Source organism: Kitasatospora sp. NPDC101183 (genome assembly GCF_044767945.1).
In the GTDB taxonomy this organism is placed as follows: Bacteria; Actinomycetota; Actinomycetes; order Streptomycetales; family Streptomycetaceae; genus Kitasatospora.
Window position 1 is genome coordinate 146209 of sequence record NZ_JBIWOW010000003.1, and the last position, 24197, is coordinate 170405.

The following is a 24197-nucleotide window of genomic DNA, read 5'->3' on the forward strand; positions in this document are numbered from 1 at the left end:
GGGAATTGGGCCGGAATTCGGAGCGGGCCGCGGGTGCACGGCAACCCGGTGGACCAGGGGCCTTCCGGCGATGAAGGCGACAAGCGGACAGATGCCTTGTACGGGCGTGCACCACGTGTTGGAGTCGGCCTCCGAGGCGCTCTACAGCGGGGGTTACTTTGAGTCAGGCTGCGGCAGAACGGGCCGCCGGTGTCGAGATCCCGATCTCCTCACTGGTCCTTGGAGGGTCGCCCCGCACCGAGGGCAGCGACGCGGAGCACATCGCCCTGCTGGCCGGACTCGAAGGGCCGCTCCCGCCCATCCTGGTCGAGCGGAGCACCATGCGGGTGATCGACGGTACCCACCGGGTGCTGGCCGCCGCCGGCAAGGGGGAGCGGAGCATCGAGGCGGAGTTCTTCGACGGCACCGCCGACGAGGCCTTCCTGAAGGCGGTGGAGGCGAACGTCGCGCACGGCCTGCCCCTGTCGCAGGCGGACCGCCGGACGGCGGCCGAGCGGATCGTGGCGTCCCATCCGCACATGTCGGACCGCGCGATCGCGCGGTCCGCCGGGCTGGGCGCCAAGACCGTCGCGGCCATCCGGTGCCGCGTGGCCGAGCAGCCGCAGCTCCGGGCGCGGGTCGGCCGCGACGGCAAGGTCCGCCCGCTGGACAGCGGTGCGGGCCGGCGCCGAGCGGCCGAGGTGCTCGCCGAGCGGCCGGAGGCGTCGCTGCGCGAGGTCGCCCGGCTGGCCGGCATCTCGCCGGCGACGGTCAGCGACGTGCGGCGGCGGATCGCGGCCGGCGAGCCGCCGGTGGCGGGCGGGGCGCGGGACGCGGGGGCGGGCACGGTGCCCCCGGCTCGGCACCCCCGTGGAAGGGCCGCCCGCCGGGTGCGCCTGGTGCACTCGGACCCCGCCGCGGTGCTGCAGAAGCTGCTGCGCGACCCGGCGCTGCGCCACAAGGAGGAGGGCCGTGAGCTGCTGCGCCTGCTGCGGCAGAACGCGATCGGCAGCCAGGAGCGGTCCGAGCTGACCGCGGCGGTGCCGGCGCACTGCGGCGCCCTGGTGGTGGACCTCGCACGGTGGTGCGCGGAGAGCTGGCTGGAGTTCGCCCAGGAGCTGGACAGCCGGCTGCAGGACCCCGGGGCGGGCCCCGTGGACCCGCACTCCCTCCCGTCGGTGCCGCCCGGCGCGCTCGCCGCCGATGGCCGTGTCGGCCGGTCGTGACCTGCCGTAGGACAGCCGTGAGGGCTGCTCGCGCCTGACGGCGTGAGCAGCCCTCACGGCGTTCCGTCGGTCCTGAGCCCGTCAACGGACGGTCGAGCAGGGCGTACGGGTGCAGCCGGCGGCTCCGGGCCCGATCCGGGCCCGGAGCGAGGTGGGAGGGCCGGGCGCCGGGTGCGGTGGCGCCGTCGCCTCGTCCGGTCAGGCCGTCGTCCGGTCCGTGAGCGCCTCCCGGTCGCCGGTGCGCTCGGCGGGAGTCTCCACGGGCTGGGGGCGGGGACTGCTGGGGAGCCGGGCGATCAGCCAGTCGATGCACGTGGTCAGGATCCAGGCGAGGGCGATCGAGGTGACCAGGTCCAGCGCGGCCAGGCCCATCCCCTCGGTGACGGTGTAGGTCTCGGTGATCCCGAACTGCTTGTCGAAGAAGATCATGACCGGGTACTGGACGAGCATGAAGGCCAGGCCCTGCTTCGAGAGCCAGACCATCATCCGGTTGCCGAGCAGGGTCTCACCGAACTTGCTGTCGGACGCCGCGATGGCCGGCACGATCACCGCCCAGGGGATGATCATCGCTGCCGACATCTGGTACTCCTTGGGCACGTTCAGCGAGACCACGTAGCCGATGGGAGCCAGGAGCAGGGCCGCCGGGAGCGGAATGCGGATCCACCGGCCGGACTTGACGAGGTAGGCCAGCACCATGCCCAGGGCGAACTCGGGCAGCCGGCTCGGGGGGAAGATCTCGACCAGCCAGAAGGCCTTCATCGACGTCGCCCGGAAGAAGGGCGGGGCGGCCGGGTCCGCCGGAACCAGCGCGCGCACCACGGCCGGCAGCGCGATCACCAGGGCCACCATCGCGCCGGCGCACCACCACAGGAACTGCGGCCGGAGCCGGTGGAGGAGCCTGTGCAGCAGCGGGAAGGCCACGTAGAAGAAGAGGAGGGGGCTCAGTGACCAGCTCGGCGCGTTGAGGCTGTTGAACCACCGGGGCTCGGAGGACCAGGACTGGATCAGCGCGAGGTTGGCCAGCGACGAGTCGAGGGTGGTCATCGCAGTGCCGAAGACCGCGAGCGCCAGCAGCAGCGTGACCACGTGGATCGGGTAGATCCTGACGATCCGTCGCCGCAGGAACGCGAGGACGGTGTCCTTCCGGCGGGCGGTCCAGGCCAGCACGAAACCGCTGAGAACGAAGAAGAACGAGACGCCGATCTGCCCCACGCCGCCGAAGTACTTGAAATAGGACTTCGTGAAGCTGAGCGAGGCGAACGGGACGGTCAGTGCCACATGGGACAGGAAGATCAGGAACATCGGAATGAAGCGAACCCCGTCGAGCGGGAGGTGGCGGGATCTTGCGGCCCCGGCACCTCCTGCGGCTGTCGCGTTGGTCATTCCGGCTACCTCTTTCGAATCGGCTTTCGGTGGTCGGTTGTTCGATGCGTCGGAACATCTATCACGCGGAATTGGCCGAGAATGGCTCACTGGCAGGTAGTTGCCCGTTTCCGCGTCCGGCACCGGAAGACCGCCGATACAGCCGGCACTACATGTCACTCATTCCGGCGGCGCTTGTAGTACGCGTACGTCAGAGCCAGGAGGAGCGGGCCCCACAGGGTCAGCGGGAGAGTGGCCGTCACCGCGAGGGCCTCCCACCAGCCGTTGGAGTACTCGACAGTGGTGAACCCGAAGACGTGGAGGAAGCCCAACGGCAGTTGGCCCCACAGCGCGATCAGCCCCAGGGCGCCCAAGGTGGCCGGGATGATCGCCGCGAGCGGGGGAACGCGCCGGCCGCCGATGAACGGAATCCAGGAAGGAACCACCTCGCCCCATCGGGCCACCATGCCGAAGGAGGTGTAGGCGAGCCCCTCCGAGAGGACGCTCAGCCCGAAGACGTAGAGGATCACCCACCAGTGCCACGTCTTGTGGACTTCGTAGACCTGGCCCATGTCGAAGTCGAACGCGAACGGCAGGCGCCAGATGCACGACGGCAGGACGGCCAGGGGTATGAACCTGGCCGCGCGGACGGCCCACGGGGGGACCGGCCGCGCGGTGTTGCCGACCGTCGGGGACGGGTGGAGCATCTTCATTCGCATGGGGCTATCTTCCTTGCCCGGCGGGCGCCGGGGATCGGCCTGAGGCAGTGTCTGATGGTCACCCCCGCGGGGGACATGGAGTCCTCCGGGGGGAGGGCGGCGGAAGCTCCGGACGGGCCGGCATCCTCGATTAGACCCGCCGCCGGGAGACCGCGGTCCGTCTCCCGGGGCGGCCCGACAGCCTGCTGCCGCGGCGGGGCGGCCCCGGTCCGCGACGCCGGATGACATGGCAGTTTGCTGCACCTGTTATTGCCCGGTGCCGTCGACTCGGATTCACTGACGATCAATCCGCCATGCCAGGAATTGGCGGGAATAACCTGGACGACAGGAGTCTGGTCCCCATGGGCGACAGCTACGACGAGCGTTTCGCGGAAATCAAGGAAATCGTCTGCGACATTCTCGAGATCGAGGAGGACGAGGTCACCGAGACCAGCCTCTTCAAGGAGGAGCACGACGCGGACTCGCTGCGCGCCATCGAGATCCTGGCCGCGCTGGAGAAGCGGTTCGGCGTCGTCATCGACCAGGCCGAGCTCGCCCGCATGGTCCACCTCAAGGGTGTGTACGAGGTCGTCGCGGAATCGGCGGGCTGGTAGCCGGAGCGGACGGCCGATCGCCGCAGTGCGATCGTCGCCGAACGGGGACCGCTGTGGCCGTCGGGCGATCCGCCTGACCCGGCGACCGGCCGGTCGGCGTGGCCCACCCGCGCCGGACCGTCGCAGCGGTCCTCGGCCTCCGGGGCGAGGGCGTCGCGGGGCACCGGCGCGACGAGCCGACAGCACGGCAGGTCGGTACGCCGTGTCGGGCAGGACCTGCTGATCACGAAGCTACGGACGTCAGGACGCACGCCGCCGCGCAGCAGCGGCCCGGACCAACGGAGGAATCCATGGCGGAGAACAAGAACCGGGTTGCCCTGGTCACCGGCGGATCGCGTGGTATCGGCCGGGCGACCGTGCTGCGCCTGGCCGAGGACGGGTACGACGTCGCCTTCTGCTACCAGTCGAACCAGGAGGCGGCCGACGCCGTCGCGAAGGAGGCGGCCGAGGGCGGGGCGCGGATCCTGGCCCGGCGCACCGACGTGTCGGACATGGAGTCCGTCAAGGCCCTGGTCCGCGAGACCGAGCAGGAACTCGGCCCGATCGACACCGTGGTCACCGCGGCGGGGATCACCCGGGACAACCCGCTGGTCATGATGGGGGACCAGGACTGGCACCAGGTCATGGACGTCAACCTGGACGGCGTCTACCACCTCTGCCGCTCCGTCGTCTTCGAGATGATGAAGCGCAAGTCCGGCTCGATCGTCAACCTCTCCTCGGTCGCCGGCGTGTACGGTCACGCCGGCCAGACGAACTACGCGGCCTCGAAGGCGGGCATCATCGCCTTCTCCCGGTCGCTGGCCAAGGAGGTCGGCCGCTACGGGATCCGGGTCAACACCGTGGCCCCTGGCTTCATCGAGACGGACATGACCGCGGTGCTCGAAGGCAAGACCCGCAAGGAGGCGCTCGCCTCCGTTCCGCTGCGGCGGATGGGGCAGCCGGAGGAGGTCGCCGACCTGGTCGCGTACCTCGCCTCCGACCGGGCCGCGTACATCACCGGCGCCGTCCTGCAGATCGACGGCGGCATCACCATCTGATCCCTCCCCGGCCGGCCCACCCGGTGGGCCGGCCGCACCATTTCCGAATGTCCCCTCGCTCTTTGGAGACGGTCATGGCCACGCGGCCCCGCTGGTACTTCTCGCTGCGCAGCCCGTACTCGTGGATGGCCTTCCGGGATCTGGTCACCCGTTACACCGACGTGGCCGAGCGGATCGACTGGTCGCCCTACTGGGAGCCGGGAGAGCAGATCAGACGCCAACTGAAGGCGTCCGAGCTGGAGTTGGCCTACGTGCCGATGACCCGCGAGAAGCACATGTACATCCTGCAGGACACCCGCAGGCTGTGCCAGGAACGCGGTCTGGAGATGCAGTGGCCGGTGGACCGCGACCCCGACTGGGACGTCCCTCACCTGGCATACCTGAGGGCCGAGGAGCTCGGCCACGGGCGCCGGTACATCGACCTGATCTCCCAGGCTCGCTGGGGCCGGGGTGAGGACATCTCGGACCCGGAGGTGGTGGCGGGGGTGGCGCGTCAACTCGGCCTCGACGAGGACGTCCTGGCCCTCGCGCACCAGGACGGCGGATTGAGGCGCAGGGGTGTGGCCGCGCTCACCGAGGTGTGCCGCGACGGGGTCTTCGGGGTGCCGTACTTCATCGACGGCTCCGAGAAGTTCTGGGGCATCGACCGCCTTCCCGGCTTCGTCGCCGCGGTCCGTTCCGGACAGGGCTGACGACGCGTGAACGACTACGACGTGATCGTCATCGGGGCGGGCAACGCCGGCCTCACCGCCGCCGCCACGCTCCAGCGCGGCGGTGCCCGCACCCTGCTGGTCGAGCGGCACAACGTGCCCGGGGGGTGCGGCACCTCCTTCGTCCGGGGCCGCTTCGAGTTCGAGACCGCCCTGCACCAGCTCTCCGGCGTCGGCCGGGAGGGCCAGCCCAACTCGCTGCGCGCACTCTTCGCCGAACTCGGCGTCGCGGACCGACTGGAGTTCATCGAGGAGCGCGACCTCTACCGCGCGGTCGTACCCGGTGCCCTCGACGTGACGCTCCCGGCCGACTGGACCGGCGCCGCGGAGGCGCTCGACGAGGCCTTTCCCGGCAACCTCGACCGGCTCAAGCGCTTCTTCGGCCTCTGCCGCGAGGTCGCCATGTGGCAGGTGATGGCCCAGCGCTCGAGTGGTGAGCGGGCGCGCCGGGCCGTGACCAGGGGCGGCGAGGCGCTGCTGCGGCAGGGCCTGCGGCCGGTCACGGCGGTGCTGGACGAGTACTTCGACGACGAGCGCGTGAAGACGGCACTGGGCGCGTACTGGTACTACCTCGGGCAACCCCCGTCACGGCTGCCGTTCCAGGAACTGGCGACCCTGCTGTACACCTACGTCGAGTTCAAGCCCTACCACGTCCGCGGTGGCAGCCAGGCCATGTCGACGGCGGTGCTCGACGCCTTCCTGGCCGCCGGTGGCCACGTGCGCTTCCACACCTCGGTCGAGCGGATCATGACCCGTGACGGAGCGGTGCGAGGCGTGCGGCTGGCCGGGGGTGAGGAGCTGACCACCCGGGAGGTGGTCTCCAACGCCTCCTCCGTCGCCACCTACACCCGGCTGCTGGACAGGTCCGCCGTGCCGGACACGGTGGTGCGCGACCTGAGCAGTCGGCGGATCGGCGTGTCGGCCTTCGTGCTGCACATGGGCCTGGACGCGACCCCTGCCGAACTCGGCTTCGGTACCAGTACGCACTTCGTCAACGCGACGCTCGACGAGGCCGAGGTGATCGACGGACTGCGCTCCCTGCGTCCGGCCCCGAGCATCTGCGCCAGCGCCTACGACGTGCACCCGATCGGCTTCGCGCCGGCCGGGGCCAGCCACGTCAGCCTGATGACCCTGCAGTACGCGGACCCCTGGGAGAAGGTCGCGCCCGCGGAGTACGCGCGTACCAAGTACGCGTACGCCGAGACGCTGATCGACCTGCTGGAGAAGGTCACGCCCGGCCTGCGCGACGCGATCGAGGAGGTCGACGTCGCCACCCCGCTCACGGTGATGCGCTACCTCGGACACCCCGGCGGTGCGATCTACGGCTTCGACCAGGACGCCACCGAGAGCTGGCTGTTCCGGGACGACGACTCGACCACGCCCGTACCCGGTCTCCACCTGGCCGGCGCCTGGGCCGGAGTCGGCGGATTCCAGCCGACCCTGGAGGCCGGCGCCCGGGTGGCCCGCAACCTGCTGCGGCGCAACGCCGCCTGAACCCACGGAGACACGATGCCCGCGCATCCGCTGGCCGAGCTGTTCGACGGAGCGCTCGACATCATGACCGAGATCGACCGCCGCGCGGAGGAGGGCGTCGACCACGGCGCGGCCGGCGACGTGCAGCTGCTCGTCGACCGGTACCACCCGAGCGCCCTGGACCTGGTGGTGGCCGAGGTGATCACCGAGACCGCCACCGCGAAGACCTTCCGGCTGCGCAGGGCGGACGGAGCGGACCTCCCGCCCTTCCAGGCCGGCCAGTACGTCACCCTCGACGCGGCCGTCGGCGGCACGGCGACCAGCCGTCCTTTCGCGATCTCGTCCAGTCCGGCGGCGCTCGACGCCTACGACCTGACGGTGCGCCGCGTTCCCGGCGGCCGGGTGAGCAACCATCTGATCGACCGGCTCGCGGTCGGCGACCCGGTGCGGACCTCCGGGCCGCTCGGCTCCTTCCACCACAACCCGCTGTTCCACGGGGAGGACCTGGTCTTCCTGGCCGGTGGGTCAGGGGTGGCCCCGGCCATGAGCATGATCCGTGACATCGTGGACCGCGGACCGGCCCGCCGACTGCACCTGGTGTACGGCTCCCGCTCGGCCGACGACGTGATCTTCCGGGAGGTCCTCGACGGGATCGCCGCCGAGCATCCGGACCGCGTCCGCTTCGACCTCGTGGTGCAGCAGCCCGGGCCCGGCTGGGACGGGCCGACCGGACTGCTCACCGGCGAGACGATCACCTCGCTGACCGGCCCGCTGGCCGGCCGGATGGTCTACGTGTGCGGCCCGCAGGCGATGTACCCCTACGCGCTGGCCGAGTTGGCCGGGCTGGGGCACCCGCGGCGGCGGACACGCCTGGAGGCGAACGGGGCGCCCGCCCGCCCGCACACCCAGGCCGGCTGGCCGGCCGGACGGGACTCCGAGGGCGAGGTCCGGGTGACCGTCCAGGGCGGGCCGTCGTTCCTCACCCCGCGCGGCCGGCCGCTGCTCGACGCGCTGGAGGACAACGGCGTACGCCCCGAGGTCGGTTGCCGTTCCGGCGAGTGCAGTCTGTGCAGGGTCCGGGTGCTGTCGGGCGAGGTCTTCAACGCCGAGGAGGCCCGGCTGCGGCTGTCCGATGCGCGGTTCGGGCACGTGCACAGCTGCGTGGCCTACCCGGTGACGGATGTGGAGATCGCACTCTGAAGGGCTTTTGAAGGGCTTCTGAGGGGCTTCCGAGGGGACCGGCCGGACAGGAGCGGTCGGCACCGATTCACCACGTCCGGATGATTGCCGGAATTCCTTCGTGCGGAGATTCGGATTTCCTCTGCCAGTTGACTGGCAGTTTGCTGCAGCGACGGTTGCGGGCCGTCACCGAACGCTGTTTGGTGGGTTCTTGAATGCGCTGAGCAAGTGTGGGCACGGATATATCGAGAATATCTTGAGTGGGAGACAACGACGTGACGAGGCCTGGTGTCGAGGACATTCTTCCGCTGTCGCCGCTGCAGCAGGGCCTGCTGTTCCACGCGGTTTACGGCGGAGATTCGAACGAGGATCCGGCGGACATCTACACTGTTCAGCTCATCTTCGAGATCGAGGGGCCGCTGAACGCCAGGGCCATGCGGTCGGCCGCCGCCGCACTGCTGCGGCGCCACGCCAACCTGCGCTCGGCCTTCGTCTACTCGAAGTTCGAGGACCCCGTCCAGGTGATCCCTCGTGAGGTCGAGCTGCCCTGGTCCGAGACCGACCTCAGCGATCTCCCCGAGGTGGAGCGCCAGGCCGAGCTGGACCGGTGGCTGGCCGAGGACCGCGCCCGCCGCTTCGACCTCACCAAGCCGCCGCTCCTGCGCCTCGCCCTCGTCACGCTGGCCCCCGGTCGGTACCGGCTGGTCCTCACCAACCACCACATCCTGCTGGACGGTTGGTCGATGCCCGTTCTCCTGAGCGAGCTGTTCGCGCTGTACGGCACCGAGGGCGACGACTCCGGTCTTCCGCCGGTCACCCCCTACCGCGAGTACCTCGCCTGGCTGGCCAAGCAGGACCGGTCGGAGGCCGAGACCGCCTGGCGGAAGGCGCTCGACGGTCTCGAGGAGCCCAGCCTGCTCGCTCCCGTCACCCGGGACGGCGGCGACTCGCTTCCGGAGCGCGTGTCCCTCGACCTCTCCGCCGCGCTCACCCGGGCGCTCACCGACCGGGCCCGCTCGGCCGGCCGCACCCTCAACTCCGTGCTCCAGGCCGCCTGGGCGATGGTGCTCGGCCAGCTGACCGGCCGCCGCGACGTCGTGTTCGGCACGACGGTGTCCGGCCGTCCGCCGCAGATCCCGGGCATCGAGTCGATGGTCGGCCTGTTCATCAACACCCTGCCGGTGCGGGTGACCCTCGACCCCGCCCAGACCTTCGACGGTCTCGTCGACCGGCTCCAGGCCGACCAGGCCGCGCTGACGCCCTATCACCACGCGAGCCTGACCGACATCCAGACCTGGGTCGGGCAGCGTGACCTCTTCGACTCCTCCGTCGTGGTGGAGAACTACCCGATCGAGGCCGCCGACCTGCGGCTCGCCGGGGGCGTCGACATCACCGGGTTCGACGGCCGGGACGCCACCCACTACACCGCGGCCCTGACCGCCCTTCCGGGTGAGCGCCTGCACCTGAGGCTCGACCACCGCGCGGACGTCCTCGACCGGGCTGCCGCCGAGGCCGTCCTGGACCGGCTGGTCCGGCTGCTGGCGGAGGTCGCGGAGCCGAACACGACGCCCATCGGCCGGATCGGCCTGCTGACCGAACAGGAGCGCCGGCAGGTCCTGGTGGACCGGAACGACAGCGCACGCGGCATCGAGCCGACGACCCTGCCGGCGATGTTCGAGGCCCAGGTGGCGCGGACCCCCGGGGCGACTGCCCTGGAGTCCGAGGAACTCTCGCTCAGCTACGCGGAGTTGAACGCCCGCGCCAACCGGCTCGCGCACCTTCTGATCGAGCGCGGGGTCGGCCGCGAGCAGGTGGTGGCCCTTGTCCTGCCCCGCTCGGCGGAGAGCGCCATCGCGCAGCTCGCCGTGACGAAGGCCGGTGCGGCGTACCTGCCGGTCGACCCGGACCACCCGCAGGACCGCATCGGCCACCTGCTGGACGACACGGCGCCCGTCCTGGTCATGACGGATTCCCGGCACGTCGCGAGCGTGCCCGAACACCTGGATGCGGTGACGCTCCTCGTGGACGAGGCCGACCCGGCCGACCGGTCCGAGGAGAACCCGGCCGTCGAACTGTCGCCCGCGAACATGGCCTACGTCATCCACACGTCGGGACCGGCCGGTCGCCCCAAGGGCGTCGCGGTCACCCACCACGGCCTGGCCGCCTTCGCCGCCTCCCTGTCCGACTGCATGGACATGACCGCCGACAGCCGGGTGCTGCAGTTCGCGTCCCCCGGCGCCGACACCTCGGTGCTCGAACCGTGCCTGGCCTACCAGGCGGGTGCCGCCCTGGTGGTGCCGCCCCTCGGCCGGCTCGCCGACGATCTGCTGGCCGGCCTCATCGACGACCGGCAGGTGACCCATGCCCTCGTCCCGCCGGCGGCGCTGGCGACGGTCCGGTCGGGCGGGCACTCCTCCCTGCGGGGCCTGTTCGCCGTCGGCGAGGCCTGCCCTGCCGAACTGGTGGACCGCTGGGCCGCCGGGCGCCGCGTGGTGAACGCGTTCGGTCCGACCGAGTCGACGACCATCGCGGTCCTCAGCGCGCCGCTGGCGGTGGGGGCGGGTACGCCGCCCACCGGGCGCCCGGTCCTCGACACCCGCGCCTACGTGCTCGACAGCATGCTGCGGCCGGTGCCGGTCGGCGTGCGGGGCGAGCTCTACCTCGCCGGCGCGGGCCTGGCGCGTGGCTACCTCGGACGGGCGGACCTGACGGGCGAACGGTTCGTCGCCTGCCCGTTCGGCGGCCCCGGGGAGCGGATGTACCGCACCGGTGACCTGGTGAGCCGGCGCGCGGACGGGCAACTGGAGTTCGTGAGCCGGGTCGACGACCAGGTGAACATCGGCGGCTTCCGGGTCGAGCCGGACGAGGTCCGGCACGTCCTCGCCGCGCATCCGCTGGTCGCCCACGCGGCCGTGGTGGTCCGTGAGGACCGGCCCGGCCACAAGCAGCTGGTGGCCTACGTGGTGCCGGCGGACTCCTCCGTCCTGGACGCCACCGTGCTGCGGGCCCACATGGCTCAGGCCCTGCCCGACCACATGGTGCCCTCGGCCTTCGTCGGGCTGGACGCCCTGCCGGTGACCACCGAGGGTGCCCTGGACCGCAAGGCCCTGCCGGCCCCCGAGGCCGCCTCCCAGCGCGGCCGGGGCCCGCGCAACGAGCAGGAGGAGCAGCTGGCCCGGATCTTCGGCGACGTGCTGAAGGTCCAGGAGATCGGCATCGACGACAACTTCTTCGGTCTCGGCGGGCACTCCCTGATGGCGACCCGCCTGGTCAGCCGGATCCGGCGCGAGTTCCAGGTGGAGCTGTCGGTGCGCAGCCTCTTCCAGGCGCCCACGGTCGCCGGCGTCGCCGAGCAACTCGGATTCGCCGCCGACGCCCGTACGGCCCTGACCCGTCGGGAGCGGCCGGAGCGGATCCCGCTGTCGCCCGCCCAGCAGCGGCTGTGGTTCCTCGACAGGCTGGACGGGGCCGGTGGCAGCTACAACCTGACGGCCGCACTGCGGCTCTCGGGCCCGTTGGACGACGAGGCGCTGGAACTCGCCTTCGCCGACGTGGTGGAGCGCCATGAGAGCCTGCGCACCGTCTTCTCCGAGCAGGGCGGCACGCCCCACCAGCTGATCCTCACCGGCGACCAGGCCCGCCCGGTGCTGCGCCGGGCCACGGCGACCGAGGACACGCTGACCGCCGAGCTGGCCCGCTCGGCCGCCGCGCCCTTCGACCTGTCGCGTGAACTCCCCCTCCGGCTGCACCTGTTCGGCCTCGCCGAGGAGGAGCACGTGCTGCTGATGGTGCTCCACCACATCGCGGGTGACGGTTGGTCGATGGCCCCGCTCAGCCGTGACCTCTCCGCGGCCTACCGGGCGCGACTCGGCGGCGCGGCCCCGCAGTGGGAGCCGCTGCCGGTCCAGTACGCCGACTACACGCTGTGGCAGCAGGAGGTCCTCGGCGACGAGGCCGACCCGGAAAGCCTGCTCGCGGCCCAGCTCGGCCACTGGCGCGAGTCGCTGGCCGACGCTCCCGAGGAGCTGTCGCTGCCGACCGACCGCACCCGACCCGTGCAGTCGAGCTACCGGGGCGCCGATGTGCCGGTGAGCCTGGACACGCGGACCCACCAGCGCCTGCTGGAGCTCGCCCACGCCACCGACAGCAGCCTCTTCATGGTCCTGCAGGCCGGCCTGGCCGCCCTGTTGTCCCGGCACGGCGCGGGCGACGACATCCCCATCGGAGCGCCGATCGCCGGCCGTACCGACGCCGCGCTCGACGAGCTGGTCGGCTTCTTCGTCAACACGCTGGTGCTGCGGACCGACACCTCCGGCGCCCCGACCTTCCGCGAGCTGGTCCTGCGGGTGCGGGAGACCGACCTCGCGGCCTACGCCAACCAGGACGTGGCCTTCGAGCGACTGGTGGAGGTGCTGAACCCGACCCGTTCGCTGGCCAGGCACCCCCTGTTCCAGGTCTTTCTCTCGCTGCACAACAACCCCCCGGGCAGCCTCGACCTGCCGGGCCTGCGCAGCAGCGAGATCCCGCAGTCGCTGACCACCGCCAAGTTCGACCTGACCCTGGAGCTGGTCGAGCAGCAGGGCGACGGGCACGAGGCCGCCGGGATCACCGGCCGACTGGAGTACGCCCGCGACCTGTTCGACGAGGCGTCGGTCCTGCGGCTCGCGGACCGGCTGGTCCGGCTGCTGGAGGCCTTCGCCGCCGATCCGGAGCAGTCGATCGCGGCCGTGGACCTCCTCTCGGACTCCGAGCGCTCCCGGGTTGTGGGGGAGTGGAACGCGACGGGGCGTGAGGTGGTGGCGGGTTCGTTGGTGGACCTGTTCGAGGCTCAGGTGTCGCGGTCGCCGGATGCGGTGGCGGTGGTGTTCGAGGGTGAGTCGGTGTCGTACGCGGAGTTGGATGCGCGGGCGAACGGGCTTGCGGGTGTGTTGCGGGAGCGGGGTGTTCGGGACGGTGATTTCGTGGCTGTCGCGGTGCCTCGTTCGGTGGAGTTGGTGGTGTCGCTGTATGCGGTGCTGAAGGCGGGTGCGGCGTATGTGCCGGTGGATCCGGAGTATCCGGCGGAGCGGATCGGCTGGATCCTGGAGGATGCGGCGCCGTCGCTGGTGGTGACCACGTCGGGGGTGGAGCTTCCTTCGGGTGGTGTTCCCCGGGTGCTGGTGGATTCGCTGGAGGGGTTGTCGTCTTCGGTGGCGCCGGTGCGTTCGGTGTCGGGGTCGTCTGCGGCGTATGTGATCTTCACGTCGGGTTCGACGGGTCGGCCGAAGGGTGTGGTGGTGCCGCATGCGGGCATCGTGAACCGTTTGGCGTGGATGCAGGACGAGTACGGTCTGGATGCTTCGGACCGGGTGTTGCAGAAGACGCCGTCGGGGTTCGACGTGTCGGTGTGGGAGTTCTTCTGGCCGTTGCAGGTGGGTGCCACGCTGGTGGTGGCGCGTCCGGAGGGGCATCGTGACGCGGCGTATCTGGCGGAGCTGATCCGGGCCGAGAACGTGACGACGGCGCACTTCGTGCCGTCGATGCTGCAGGTGTTCCTGCAGGAGCCTGCTGCGGCGGGGTGTGTGGGGCTGCGTCGGGTGGTGTGCAGTGGTGAGGCGCTGCCGGTGGATGTGGTGGAGCGGTTCTTCGAGCTGTTGCCGGGTGTGGGTCTGCACAACCTGTACGGGCCGACGGAGGCGTCGGTGGACGTGACGTTCCACCGGTGCGTGGCGGGTGGTTCGTCGGTGCCGATCGGGCGTCCGGTGTGGAACACGCGGGTGTACGTGCTGGACGCGGGTCTGAGGCCGGTGCCGGTGGGTGTGCCGGGTGAGTTGTACCTGGCGGGTGTGCAGTTGGCGCACGGCTACGCGCGGCGGGCGGGCCTGTCGGCGGAGCGTTTCGTCGCGGATCCGTTCTTCGGCTCCGGTGAGCGGATGTACCGCACGGGTGATGTGGTGCGGTGGTCGGCCGAGGGCGAGTTGGAGTACCTGGGCCGGGCCGACGACCAGGTGAAGATCCGTGGTCTGCGGATCGAGCTGGGCGAGATCGAGGCCGCGGTGGCCTCGGACCCGGCGGTGGCCAACAGCGCGGTGGTGGTGCGGGAGGACGCCTCGGGTGGCAAGCGCCTGGTGGCCTACCTCGTGGCGGCCGGAGAGTCCGTGGACGTGGACGCGGTTCGGTCCCGGGTCGCCTCGCGGGTGCCGGAGTACATGGTGCCGTCGGCGTTCGTGGTGCTGGACGAGCTGCCGCTGACGGCGAACGGCAAGCTGGACCGCCGGGCCCTTCCGGAGCCGGACTTCGGCGGCCAGGTGTCCGGTCGGGGTCCGCGCAACCGGCGTGAGGAGGTGCTGTGCGCGCTGTTCGCCGAGGTCCTCGGACTGGAGCGGGTCGGCATCGACGACAGCTTCTTCGAACTCGGCGGCCACTCCCTGCTCGCGACCAGGCTGCTCAGCCGCATCCGCTCCGAGTTCGGCGCGGACCTCGCGGTGCGGGCGGTCTTCGAGGCGCCCACCGTCGCCGGACTGGCCGGCCACCTGGACACCGCCGGTGCCGCCCGCCGGGCACTGGCCGTGGCGGAGCGCCCGGCCGAGATCCCGCTGTCCGCCGCCCAGCGGCGCCTGTGGTTCCTCAACCGGGTCGAAGGCCCGAGCGCCACCTACAACCTGCCGCTCCCGGTGCGCCTCACCGGCGCCCTGGACGTCGACGCGCTGCGCGCGGCGCTCGCCGACCTGGTGGCCAGGCACGAGAGCCTGCGCACCGTCTTCCCCGAGACCGACGGCCGGGCCCGCCAGGAGGTCCTGTCCGTCGAGCGGGCGACGCCCGAGCTCGTCGTGACCGACGTGGCCCCGGCCGACCTGGAGGAGCGCGTCCAGCTGCTGGCCCAGAGGGGCTTCGACCTCGCGAACGAGATCCCGCTGCGCGCCCACCTGCTCCGGGTGGGCCCCGAGGACCACGTCCTGCTGGTCCTCGTGCACCACATCGCCGGCGACGGCTGGTCGCTGGCCCCGCTCGCCCGGGACCTCTCCGTCGCCTACCGGGCGCGACTGGCGGGCCACGCGCCGAGCCAGGAGCCGCTGCCGGTCCAGTACGCCGACTACACGCTCTGGCAGATCGACGTCCTCGGCGACGACAGCGACCCGACCAGCGCCATGGCGGGCCAGCTGGACCACTGGCGCACCGCGCTCTCCGGGATTCCGGACGAGCTCCAGCTGCCCACCGACCGGCCGCGCCCGGAGGTCGCCGGCTACCGGGGAGCCCGGGTGCCGCTCACCCTTCCGAAGGACGTCCACCAGAAGGTGACGGCCATCGCGCAGGCCCGCGGCGCCAGCGTCTTCATGGTGATGCAGGCCGCCGTCGCGGCACTGCTCTCCAAGCTCGGCGCCGGCGACGACATCCCGATCGGCAGCGTGATCGCCGGCCGTACCGACGAGGCCCTGAACGACCTGGTCGGATTCTTCGTCAACACCCTGGTGCTGCGCACCGACCTGTCGGGGAACCCGAGCTTCGAGGAGCTGGTCGACCGGGTCCGGGAGACGGACCTCGCGGCGTACGCCAACCAGGACGTGCCCTTCGAGAAGCTGGTGGACGAGCTCCAGCCGGAGCGCTCGCTCGCCCGGCACCCGCTGTTCCAGGTCATGCTGTCGTTCGAGAACAACGCGGCCGCCCGGGCCGACCTGCCGGGCGTGCGGGTGGCCCCGTTCGCGATCGAGCTGGACGTCGCCAAGTTCGACCTGTCCTTCCAGCTCGTCGAGCAGTTCGATGCCGACGGCGCGCCCGCCGGCATCGCCGGCGCCCTGGAGTACTCGGCCGACCTGTTCGACCGGGCCGGCGCCGAGCGGATCGTGGACCGCACGGCCCGCCTCCTGGACGGCGTCCTCGCCGACCCGCAGGCGCCGGTCGGCTCGGTCGACATCCTCACCGCCGAGGAGCGCGCGCGCCTGCTGGTCGAGTGGAACCCCGCCGGCAAGGAGGTGCCGCAGGCGACCCTGGTCGAGCTGTTCGAGGCCCAGGCGGCCCGGACGCCCGCCGCCGTCGCGGTGACCTCGGCGGACACCGAACTCACCTACGGGGAGCTGGACAGCCGGGCCAACCGCCTGGCCCGCCACCTGATCGGCCACGGGGTGGGCCCGGAGCAGCTGGTCGCCCTCGCGCTGCCCCGCACCGAGCAGACGATCGTCGCGCTGCTCGCGGTCCTGAAGACCGGTGCGGGCTACCTGCCGGTGGACCCCGACTACCCGGCGGACCGGATCGGCTACATGCTGGAGGACGCCCGGCCGAGCCTGGTGCTGCTGTCCCGCGACACCGCCGCCGCGCTCGACGCGGTGGACGCGAGCGGCCCCGCCCGCCTCGTACTGGACGAGCCCGCCGTGACGGAGCTGCTCGCCCGCGAGAGCGCCGCGGCCGTCACCGACGCGGACCGTGTCTCCGCGCTCCTGCCTGCGCACCCGGCCTACGTCATCTACACCTCGGGCTCCACCGGGCGCCCCAAGGGCGTGATGATCCCGCACCAGAACGTGGTGCGCCTGTTCCGGGCGACCGAGCACTGGTTCGACTTCCGCGCCGACGACGTCTGGACGATGTTCCACTCGTACGCGTTCGACTTCTCCGTCTGGGAGATCTGGGGCCCGCTGCTGTACGGCGGCCGCCTGGTGATGGTCGACTACGAGACCAGCCGCAACACGAGGGACTTCCGCGCCCTGCTCGCACGGGCCGGGGTGACCGTGCTCAACCAGACGCCCTCCGCCTTCTACCGCCTCGTCCAGGAGGAGCGCGAGAACCCCGGCGCCGACGCGCTGGCCCTGCGCACCGTGGTCTTCGGCGGTGAGGCGCTGGACCTGGGACGGCTGGAGGAGTGGTACGGCGTCCACCCGGACGACGCGCCGACCCTGGTCAACATGTACGGCATCACCGAGACCACCGTGCACGTCACGCACCGCGCGCTGAACCGGGCCGCGGCCGCCGAACTGCGCGGCAGCGCCATCGGCCAGGCGATCCCGGACCTGCGGGTGTACGTCCTGGACGCGGGCCTGCAGCCCGTCCCGGCGGGCGTCACCGGTGACCTCTACGTCGCCGGAGCCGGTCTGGCCCGTGGCTACCTCAACCGCCCGGCCCTGTCGGCGGAGCGATTCGTCGCGGATCCGTTCTTCGGCTCCGGTGAGCGGATGTACCGCACCGGTGATGTGGTGCGGTGGTCGGCCGAGGGCGAGTTGGAGTACCTGGGCCGGGCCGACGACCAGGTGAAGATCCGCGGCTTCCGGATCGAGCTGGGCGAGATCGAGGCCGCGGTGGCCACGGACCCGGCGGTGGCCAACAGCGCGGTGGTGGTGCGGGAGGACGCCTCCGGCGGCAAGCGCCTGGTGGCGTACGTCGTGGGGGCTGCCGGCGGTCTGGACACCGGGGTGCTGCGCGAGCGGGTCGCCTCGCGGGTGCCGGAGTACATGGTGCCCTCGGCGTTCGTGCTGCTGGACGAGCTGCCGCTGACCGCCAACGGCAAGCTGGACCGCCGGGCGCTGCCGGAGCCGGACTTCGGCGCCCGGGCCTCGGAGCGCGCCGCGCGCAACCCGCGCGAGGAGGTGCTGTGCGCGCTGTTCGCCGAGGTCCTCGGACTGGAGCGGGTCGGCATCGACGACAGCTTCTTCGAACTCGGCGGTGACAGCATCGTCTCGATCCAGCTGGTCAGCCGGGCCCGTAAGGCGGGTCTGGAGTTCTCGCCGCGCGATGTGTTCCGGCACCGCACGGTCGAGGCGCTGGCCCTGGTCGCCGAGGTCGCCGACGAGGACGGGGCCGCGGACGCGGTGGACCCGGACGCGGGTGTCGGGGCGGTGCCGCTGACCCCGATCATGCGCTGGCTGGAGGACCTGGGAGGCCCGGTCGACGGCTACAACCAGGCGATGGTGGTGCAGACGCCGGCGTCCGCGACGCTGGAGAGCCTGACCGCCGCGTTGCAGGCGCTGCTGGACGAGCACGACCTCCTGCGGTCCCGGCTGACCCGGCCGGCGGACGGCCCGTGGTCGCTGGAGGTCCGGGCCCGCGGCGCCGTCCGCGCCGAGGACGTGCTGCTGCGTGTCGATGCGGACGGCGCACAGATCAACGTGCAGGCACAGATCACCGAGCAGGCACGGGCCGCCCAGGACCGGCTGGACCCCGACCGGGGTGTGATGGTGCAGGCGGTGTGGTTCGACGGCGGGCCGGGTGTCTCCGGCCGGCTGCTGCTGATGGCCCACCACCTGGTGGTCGACGGGGTGTCCTGGCGCATCCTGCTGCCGGACCTGGCCGCCGCCCACGATGCCGCTGTCGAGGGCCGTAAGCCCGAACTCGCCCCGGTGCGGACCCCGTTCAAGGTCTGGGCCGAAGGCCTGGTGGCCGAAGCGGGTACCGCGGCGCGTGCCGCGGAGCTGGACGTGTGGACCGGGATGCTCACGGAGGAGGACCCGCAGCTGGGCTCCCGTGCGCTCGACCCGGAGCGCGACACCGCGCCCGCCCGTCGGGTGCTCTCCGTCGAGCTGCCGTCCGAGGTGACCGGCGCGCTGCTCACCCGGGTACCGGCCCTGTTCCACGCGGGTGTGAACGACGTGCTGCTGGCGGGCTTCGCGCTCGCGGTCGAGGACTGGCGGCGCCGCCGTGGTGTCCACGCCGCCGGTGCGCTGGTGGACCTGGAGGGCCACGGCCGCGAGGAACTGGTGCCCGGCGCGGACGTCTCGCGCACGGTGGGCTGGTTCACCAGCCTCTTCCCCGTCCGGCTGGACCCGGGCGTGCCCGCCGACGCCTGGGACCAGGTCTGGTCCGCGGGCCCGGTGGTCGGCGACGCCGTCAAGGCCGTCAAGGAACAACTGCGCGCCCTGCCCGACAACGGCGCCGGCTACGGCCTCCTGCGCCACCTCAACCCCGACACCGCCCCCGCCCTCGCCGGACTCCCCACCCCGCAGATCGCCTTCAACTACCTCGGCCGCTTCGAGTTCGCCGACCCGGCGGCCCAGGCCGTCGACTGGGCCCTGTGCGGCGACGCCGACACCGGCAGCGGTCTGGACCGCGAGGGCCTGATCGGCCACGCGCTGGAGGTCAACTCGGTGACCGTGGACCGTCCCGAGGGCGGCTCGCTGATCGCGAACTGGTCCTGGCCGGCCGAGCTGTTCACCGAGGCCGACGTCCGGGACCTGGGCGAGACCTGGTTCCGCGCACTGAAGGCCATCGCGGACCACGCCGAGGGCCCCGACGCCGGCGGCCACACCCCCTCCGACTTCGACCTGGTCGAGACGACCCAGTCCGAGGTCGACGAATTCCAGGCCCAGCAGGGGAAGTTGGCGGACGTGCTGCCGCTCTCCCCGCTGCAGGAGGGCCTGCTCTTCCACGCGCTGTACGACGAGCACGGCTCGGACGTCTACAACGTCCAGATGTGCTTCGAGTTCGAGGGGCACCTCGACGCCGAGGCCATGCGGGCGGCGGCGGCGGTGCTGCTGGAGCGGCACCCGAACCTGCGCTCCGCCTTCCGCACCCTCGGGAACGGCACGCTGGTCCAGGTGGTCCCCGGCCGGGTGGAGCCGCCGTGGACCGAGGTGGACCTCAGCGCCCTGCCGGAGGCGGACCGCGAGCGGGAGCTGTCCCGCCTGGTGGCCGAGGACCGGGTCAGCCGCTTCGACCTCGTCCGGCCGCCCCTGATCCGCTTCACGCTGATCACCACCGCACCGGAGCGCCACCTCCTGCTCATCGCCAACCACCACATCCTGCTGGACGGTTGGTCCACCCCGATCCTGCTCGAGGAACTGTTCTCGGCGTACGCCGCCAAGGGCGACGGCGCGCACCTGCCCCGGGTCACCCCCTACCGCGACTACCTGGCCTGGCTCACCCGCCAGGACCGCAGCGAGGCGCAGGCCGCCTGGGCACGCGAGTTCGAGGGCCTGGAGGAGCCGACCCTGCTGGTCGGCCAGGACGCCGGCGGGCACTCCGCACTCCCGGAGCGCCTGGTGGTCGAGCTGAACGCGGAGCGGACCGAGCGGCTGACGGCCGAGAGCCGCCGCCGTGGTGTCACCACCAACACCATGGTGCAGACCGCCTGGGCGATGCTGCTGGGCCACCTGACCGGCCGCGACGAGGTCGTCTTCGGCGCCACCGTCTCCGGCCGCCCGGCCGAGATCCCCGGCATCGAGTCGATGGTCGGCCTGTTCATCAACACCCTGCCGGTGCGGGTCGTGCTCGACCCCGCCGAGTCCCTGGAGGAGCTGGTCACCCGCGTCCAGGAACAGCAGGCCGCGCTGCTGCCGTACCACCACATCGGCCTGAGCGAGGTCCAGCGCCTCGCCGGGCACGGCGAACTCTTCGACACCCTCGTCGTCTTCGAGAACTACCCGATCGACGAGGAGGCCCTGCAGCAGGACACCGCCAGCCTGCGCACCGTCTCCGGGCGCAGCCGGGACGCCACCCACTACCCGCTCAGCCTGATCGCGGCACAGACCGCGGCCGGCTTCGAACTGCGGCTGGACCACCGGCCGGACCTCGTCGACCGCGAGCGCGTCGCGCTCATCGGCGAGAAGCTGCGCACCCTGCTCGACACCCTCGTCGACCAGCCCGCGCTGCCCGTCGGCCGGCTCACGCCGCTGACGCCGTCCGAGCGCTCCCGGGTTGTGGGGGAGTGGAACGCGACGGGGCGTGAGGTGGTGGCGGGTTCGTTGGTGGACCTGTTCGAGGCTCAGGTGTCGCGGTCGCCGGATGCGGTGGCGGTGGTGTTCGAGGGTGAGTCGGTGTCGTACGCGGAGTTGGATGCGCGGGCGAACGGGCTTGCGGGTGTGTTGCGGGAGCGGGGTGTTCGGGACGGTGATTTCGTGGCTGTCGCGGTGCCTCGTTCGGTGGAGCTGGTGGTGTCGCTGTATGCGGTGCTGAAGGCGGGTGCGGCGTATGTGCCGGTGGATCCGGAGTATCCGGCGGAGCGGATCGGCTGGATTCTGGAGGATGCGGCGCCGTCGCTGGTGGTGACGTCGTCCTCGGTGGCGGGGTCGTTGCCGGACGGTGGCGTGCCGTTGGTCCTGGTGGATTCCCTTGCCGGTGAGTCCTCGCCGCATGCGCCGGTGCGTTCTGTGTCGGGGTCCTCTCCCGCATACGTGATCTTCACGTCGGGTTCGACGGGTCGGCCGAAGGGTGTGGTGGTGCCGCATGCGGGCATCGTGAACCGTTTGGCGTGGATGCAGGACGAGTACGGTCTGGATGCTTCGGACCGGGTGTTGCAGAAGACGCCGTCGGGGTTCGACGTGTCGGTGTGGGAGTTCTTCTGGCCGTTGCAGGTGGGTGCCACGCTGGTGGTGGCGCGTCCGGAGGGGCATCGTGACGCGGCGTACCTGGCGGAGCTGATCCGTTCGGAGTCGGTCACGACGGCGCATTTCGTTCCGTCGATGCTGCAGGTGTTCCTGCAGGAGCCGGGCGCTGGTGCCTGTGTGGGGCTGCGTCGGGTGGTGTGCAGTGGTGAGGCGCTGCCGGTGGATGTGGTGGAGCGGTTCTTCGAGCTGTTGCCGGGTGTGGGTCTGCACAACCTGTACGGGCCGACGGAGGCGTCGGTGGACGTGACGTTCCACCGGTGCGCGCCGCAGGCGGGTGGTTCGTCGGTGCCGATCGGGCGTCCGGTGTGGAACACGCGGGTGTACGTGCTGGATGCCGGTCTGAGGCCGGTGCCGGTGGGTGTGCCGGGTGAGTTGTACCTGGCGGGTGTGCAGTTGGCGCACGGGTACGCGCGGCGTGCGGGCCTGTCGGCGGAGCGTTTCGTCGCGGATCCGTTCTTCGGCTCCGGTGAGCGGATGTATCGCACGGGTGATGTGGTGCGGTGGTCGGCCGAGGGCGAGCTGGAGTACCTGGGCCGGGCGGACGACCAGGTGAAGATCCGTGGTCTGCGGATCGAGCTGGGCGAGATCGAGGCCGCGGTGGCCTCGGACCCGGCGGTGGCCAACAGCGCGGTGGTGGTGCGGGAGGACGTCTCGGGCGGCAAGCGCCTGGTGGCCTACCTCGTGGCGGCCGGAGAGTCCGTGGACGTGGACGCGGTTCGGGCCCGGGTCGCGTCCCGGGTGCCGGAGTACATGGTGCCGTCGGCGTTCGTGGTGCTGGACGAGCTGCCGCTGACCGCCAACGGCAAGCTGGACCGCCGGGCGCTGCCGGAGCCGGACTTCGGCGGCCAGGTGTCCGGTCGGGGTCCGCGTAACCGGCGTGAGGAGGTGCTGTGCGCGCTGTTCGCCGAGGTCCTCGGGCTGGAGCGGGTCGGCATCGACGACAGCTTCTTCGAGCTGGGCGGTGACAGCATCGTCTCGATCCAGCTGGTCGGCCGGGCCCGTAAGGCGGGTCTGGAGTTCTCGCCGCGCGATGTGTTCCGGCACCGTACGGTCGAGGCGCTGGCGCTGGTCGCCGAGGTCGCCGACGAGGACGGGTCTGCGGATGCGGCGGACCCGGACGCGGGTGTCGGGGCGGTGCCGCTGACCCCGATCATGCGTTGGCTGGAGGACCTGGGAGGCCCGGTCGACGGGTTCAACCAGGCGATGGTGGTGCAGACGCCGGCGTCCGCGACGCTGGAGAGCCTGACCGCCGCGTTGCAGGCGCTGCTGGACGGGCACGACGTCCTGCGGTCCCGGCTGACCCGGCCGGCGGACGGCCCGTGGTCGCTGGAGGTCCGGGCCCGCGGCACCGTCCGCGCCGAGGACCTGCTGCTCCACGTGGACGCCGTCGGCGTGCACGGCGAGCAGTTGCGGACCCGGATGGCCGACCAGACCCGGCCCGCCCAGGGCCGGCTGGACCCCGACCGGGGTGTGATGGTGCAGGCGGTGTGGTTCGACGGCGGGCCGGGTGTCTCCGGTCGGCTGCTGCTGATGGCCCACCACCTGGTGGTCGACGGGGTGTCCTGGCGCATCCTGCTGCCGGACCTGGCCGCCGCCCACCAGGCCGTCGCCGAGGGCCGCGAGTTCGCCGGGGGAACCGCGGGCACCTCGTTCCGTGCCTGGGCCGAAGGCCTCGTCGCGGAGGCCGGTACGGCTCGGCGCGTCGCGGAGCTGGACGTGTGGACCGGGATGCTCACGGAGGAGGACCCGCAGTTGGGCTCCCGTGCGCTCGACCCGGAGCGGGACACCGCCGAGACGGCCCGCACCCTGGCGCTCGAGCTGCCGTCCGAGGTGACGGGGGCGCTGCTGACCACGGTGCCGACGGTGTTCCACGCGGGTGTGAACGACGTGCTGCTGGCGGGCTTCGCGCTCGCGGTCGAGGACTGGCGGCGCCGTCGTGGTGTCCAGGCCGCCGGTGCGCTGGTGGACCTGGAGGGCCACGGCCGCGAGGAACTGGTGCCCGGCGCGGACGTCTCGCGCACGGTGGGCTGGTTCACCAGCCTCTTCCCCGTCCGGCTGGACCCGGGCGTGCCCGCCGACGCCTGGGACCAGGTCTGGTCCGCGGGCCCGGTGGTCGGCGACGCCGTCAAGGCCGTCAAGGAACAACTGCGCGCCCTGCCCGACAACGGCGCCGGCTACGGCCTCCTGCGCCACCTCAACCCCGACACCGCCCCCGCCCTCGCCGGACTCCCCACCCCGCAGATCGCCTTCAACTACCTCGGCCGCTTCGAGTCGGCGAGCCCGCAGGCCGTCGGTACGGCCGCGGACTGGGCCCAGGCCCAGGAGACCGAGGACGGCCTCAGCGGCGGCAGCGACGCCGGCATGCGGCTCGGGCACGCCCTGGTGCTGAACGCGGTGGCCGTGGACGGAGCGGACGGGACACAGCTCACCGCCGCCTGGTCCTGGCCGGCCGAGCTGTTCACCGAGGCCGACGTCCGGGACCTGGGCGAGACCTGGTTCCGCGCGCTGAAGGCCGTCGCGGACCACGCCGAGGGCCCCGACGCCGGCGGCCACACCCCCTCCGACCTGTCGCTCGGCGGCCTGTCGCAGGACGAGATCGACGCATTCGAAGACGAGCTCGGGTTCTGAGTGGAGAG

Annotated in this window: 9 protein-coding genes; 7 read left to right on the top strand and 2 right to left on the bottom strand. The window is 71.9% G+C overall.

Going from position 1 to position 24197, the window contains the following annotated elements:
• Positions 1-158: 158 nt before the first annotated feature.
• Positions 159-1205: a transcriptional regulator gene (locus tag ACIRRS_RS04615; protein WP_402964948.1), complete on the top strand. Its 1047-nt coding sequence runs from the start codon at positions 159-161 to the stop codon at positions 1203-1205.
• Positions 1206-1403: 198 nt separating this feature from the next.
• On the opposite strand, the gene ACIRRS_RS04620 is transcribed toward ACIRRS_RS04615, so the two are convergent.
• Positions 1404-2588: an acyltransferase family protein gene (locus ACIRRS_RS04620; RefSeq protein WP_402964951.1), complete on the bottom strand. Its 1185-nt coding sequence runs from the start codon at positions 2586-2588 to the stop codon at positions 1404-1406.
• A gap of 155 nt (positions 2589-2743) precedes the next feature.
• Positions 2744-3286, bottom strand: coding sequence for a hypothetical protein (locus ACIRRS_RS04625; protein ID WP_402964953.1), 543 nt, complete (start codon positions 3284-3286; stop codon positions 2744-2746).
• Between the two features lie 341 nt (positions 3287-3627).
• On the opposite strand from ACIRRS_RS04625, the gene ACIRRS_RS04630 reads away from it, so the two are divergent.
• The 6 genes from ACIRRS_RS04630 (at position 3628) to ACIRRS_RS04655 (ending at position 24189) form a co-directional block, all read left to right on the top strand.
• Positions 3628-3879, top strand: coding sequence for an acyl carrier protein (locus tag ACIRRS_RS04630; protein ID WP_402964956.1), 252 nt, complete (start codon positions 3628-3630; stop codon positions 3877-3879).
• A 290-nt stretch (positions 3880-4169) separates the two neighbouring features.
• The gene (gene fabG / locus ACIRRS_RS04635; protein WP_402964959.1) at positions 4170-4916 is read left to right on the top strand and encodes a 3-oxoacyl-[acyl-carrier-protein] reductase; all 747 of its coding nucleotides are present in this window, start codon (positions 4170-4172) and stop codon (positions 4914-4916) included.
• Positions 4917-4990: 74 nt separating this feature from the next.
• Entirely contained in the window at positions 4991-5608 is a 618-nt protein-coding gene (locus ACIRRS_RS04640; protein WP_402964961.1) for a 2-hydroxychromene-2-carboxylate isomerase, read from the top strand.
• Positions 5609-5614: 6 nt separating this feature from the next.
• Entirely contained in the window at positions 5615-7120 is a 1506-nt protein-coding gene (locus ACIRRS_RS04645; protein WP_402964964.1) for a phytoene desaturase family protein, read from the top strand.
• Positions 7121-7135: 15 nt separating this feature from the next.
• Positions 7136-8299, top strand: coding sequence for an FAD-binding oxidoreductase (locus ACIRRS_RS04650; protein ID WP_402964967.1), 1164 nt, complete (start codon positions 7136-7138; stop codon positions 8297-8299).
• 254 nt (positions 8300-8553) lie between these two features.
• Positions 8554-24189, top strand: a complete 15636-nt coding sequence (locus tag ACIRRS_RS04655; RefSeq protein WP_402964970.1) for an amino acid adenylation domain-containing protein — start codon at positions 8554-8556, stop codon at positions 24187-24189.
• The last annotated feature ends 8 nt before the right edge of the window (positions 24190-24197 follow it).

What these genes read in the sequence shown, in the direction of transcription:
- ACIRRS_RS04620 (WP_402964951.1), bottom strand. Translation starts at nt 2,588, where the DNA reads ATGACCAACGCGACAGCCGCAGGAGGTGCCGGGGCCGCAAGATCCCGC.
- ACIRRS_RS04625 (WP_402964953.1), bottom strand. Translation starts at nt 3,286, where the DNA reads ATGCGAATGAAGATGCTCCACCCGTCCCCGACGGTCGGCAACACCGCG.
- ACIRRS_RS04630 (WP_402964956.1), top strand. Translation starts at nt 3,628, where the DNA reads ATGGGCGACAGCTACGACGAGCGTTTCGCGGAAATCAAGGAAATCGTC.
- fabG (WP_402964959.1), top strand. Translation starts at nt 4,170, where the DNA reads ATGGCGGAGAACAAGAACCGGGTTGCCCTGGTCACCGGCGGATCGCGT.
- ACIRRS_RS04640 (WP_402964961.1), top strand. Translation starts at nt 4,991, where the DNA reads ATGGCCACGCGGCCCCGCTGGTACTTCTCGCTGCGCAGCCCGTACTCG.
- ACIRRS_RS04650 (WP_402964967.1), top strand. Translation starts at nt 7,136, where the DNA reads ATGCCCGCGCATCCGCTGGCCGAGCTGTTCGACGGAGCGCTCGACATC.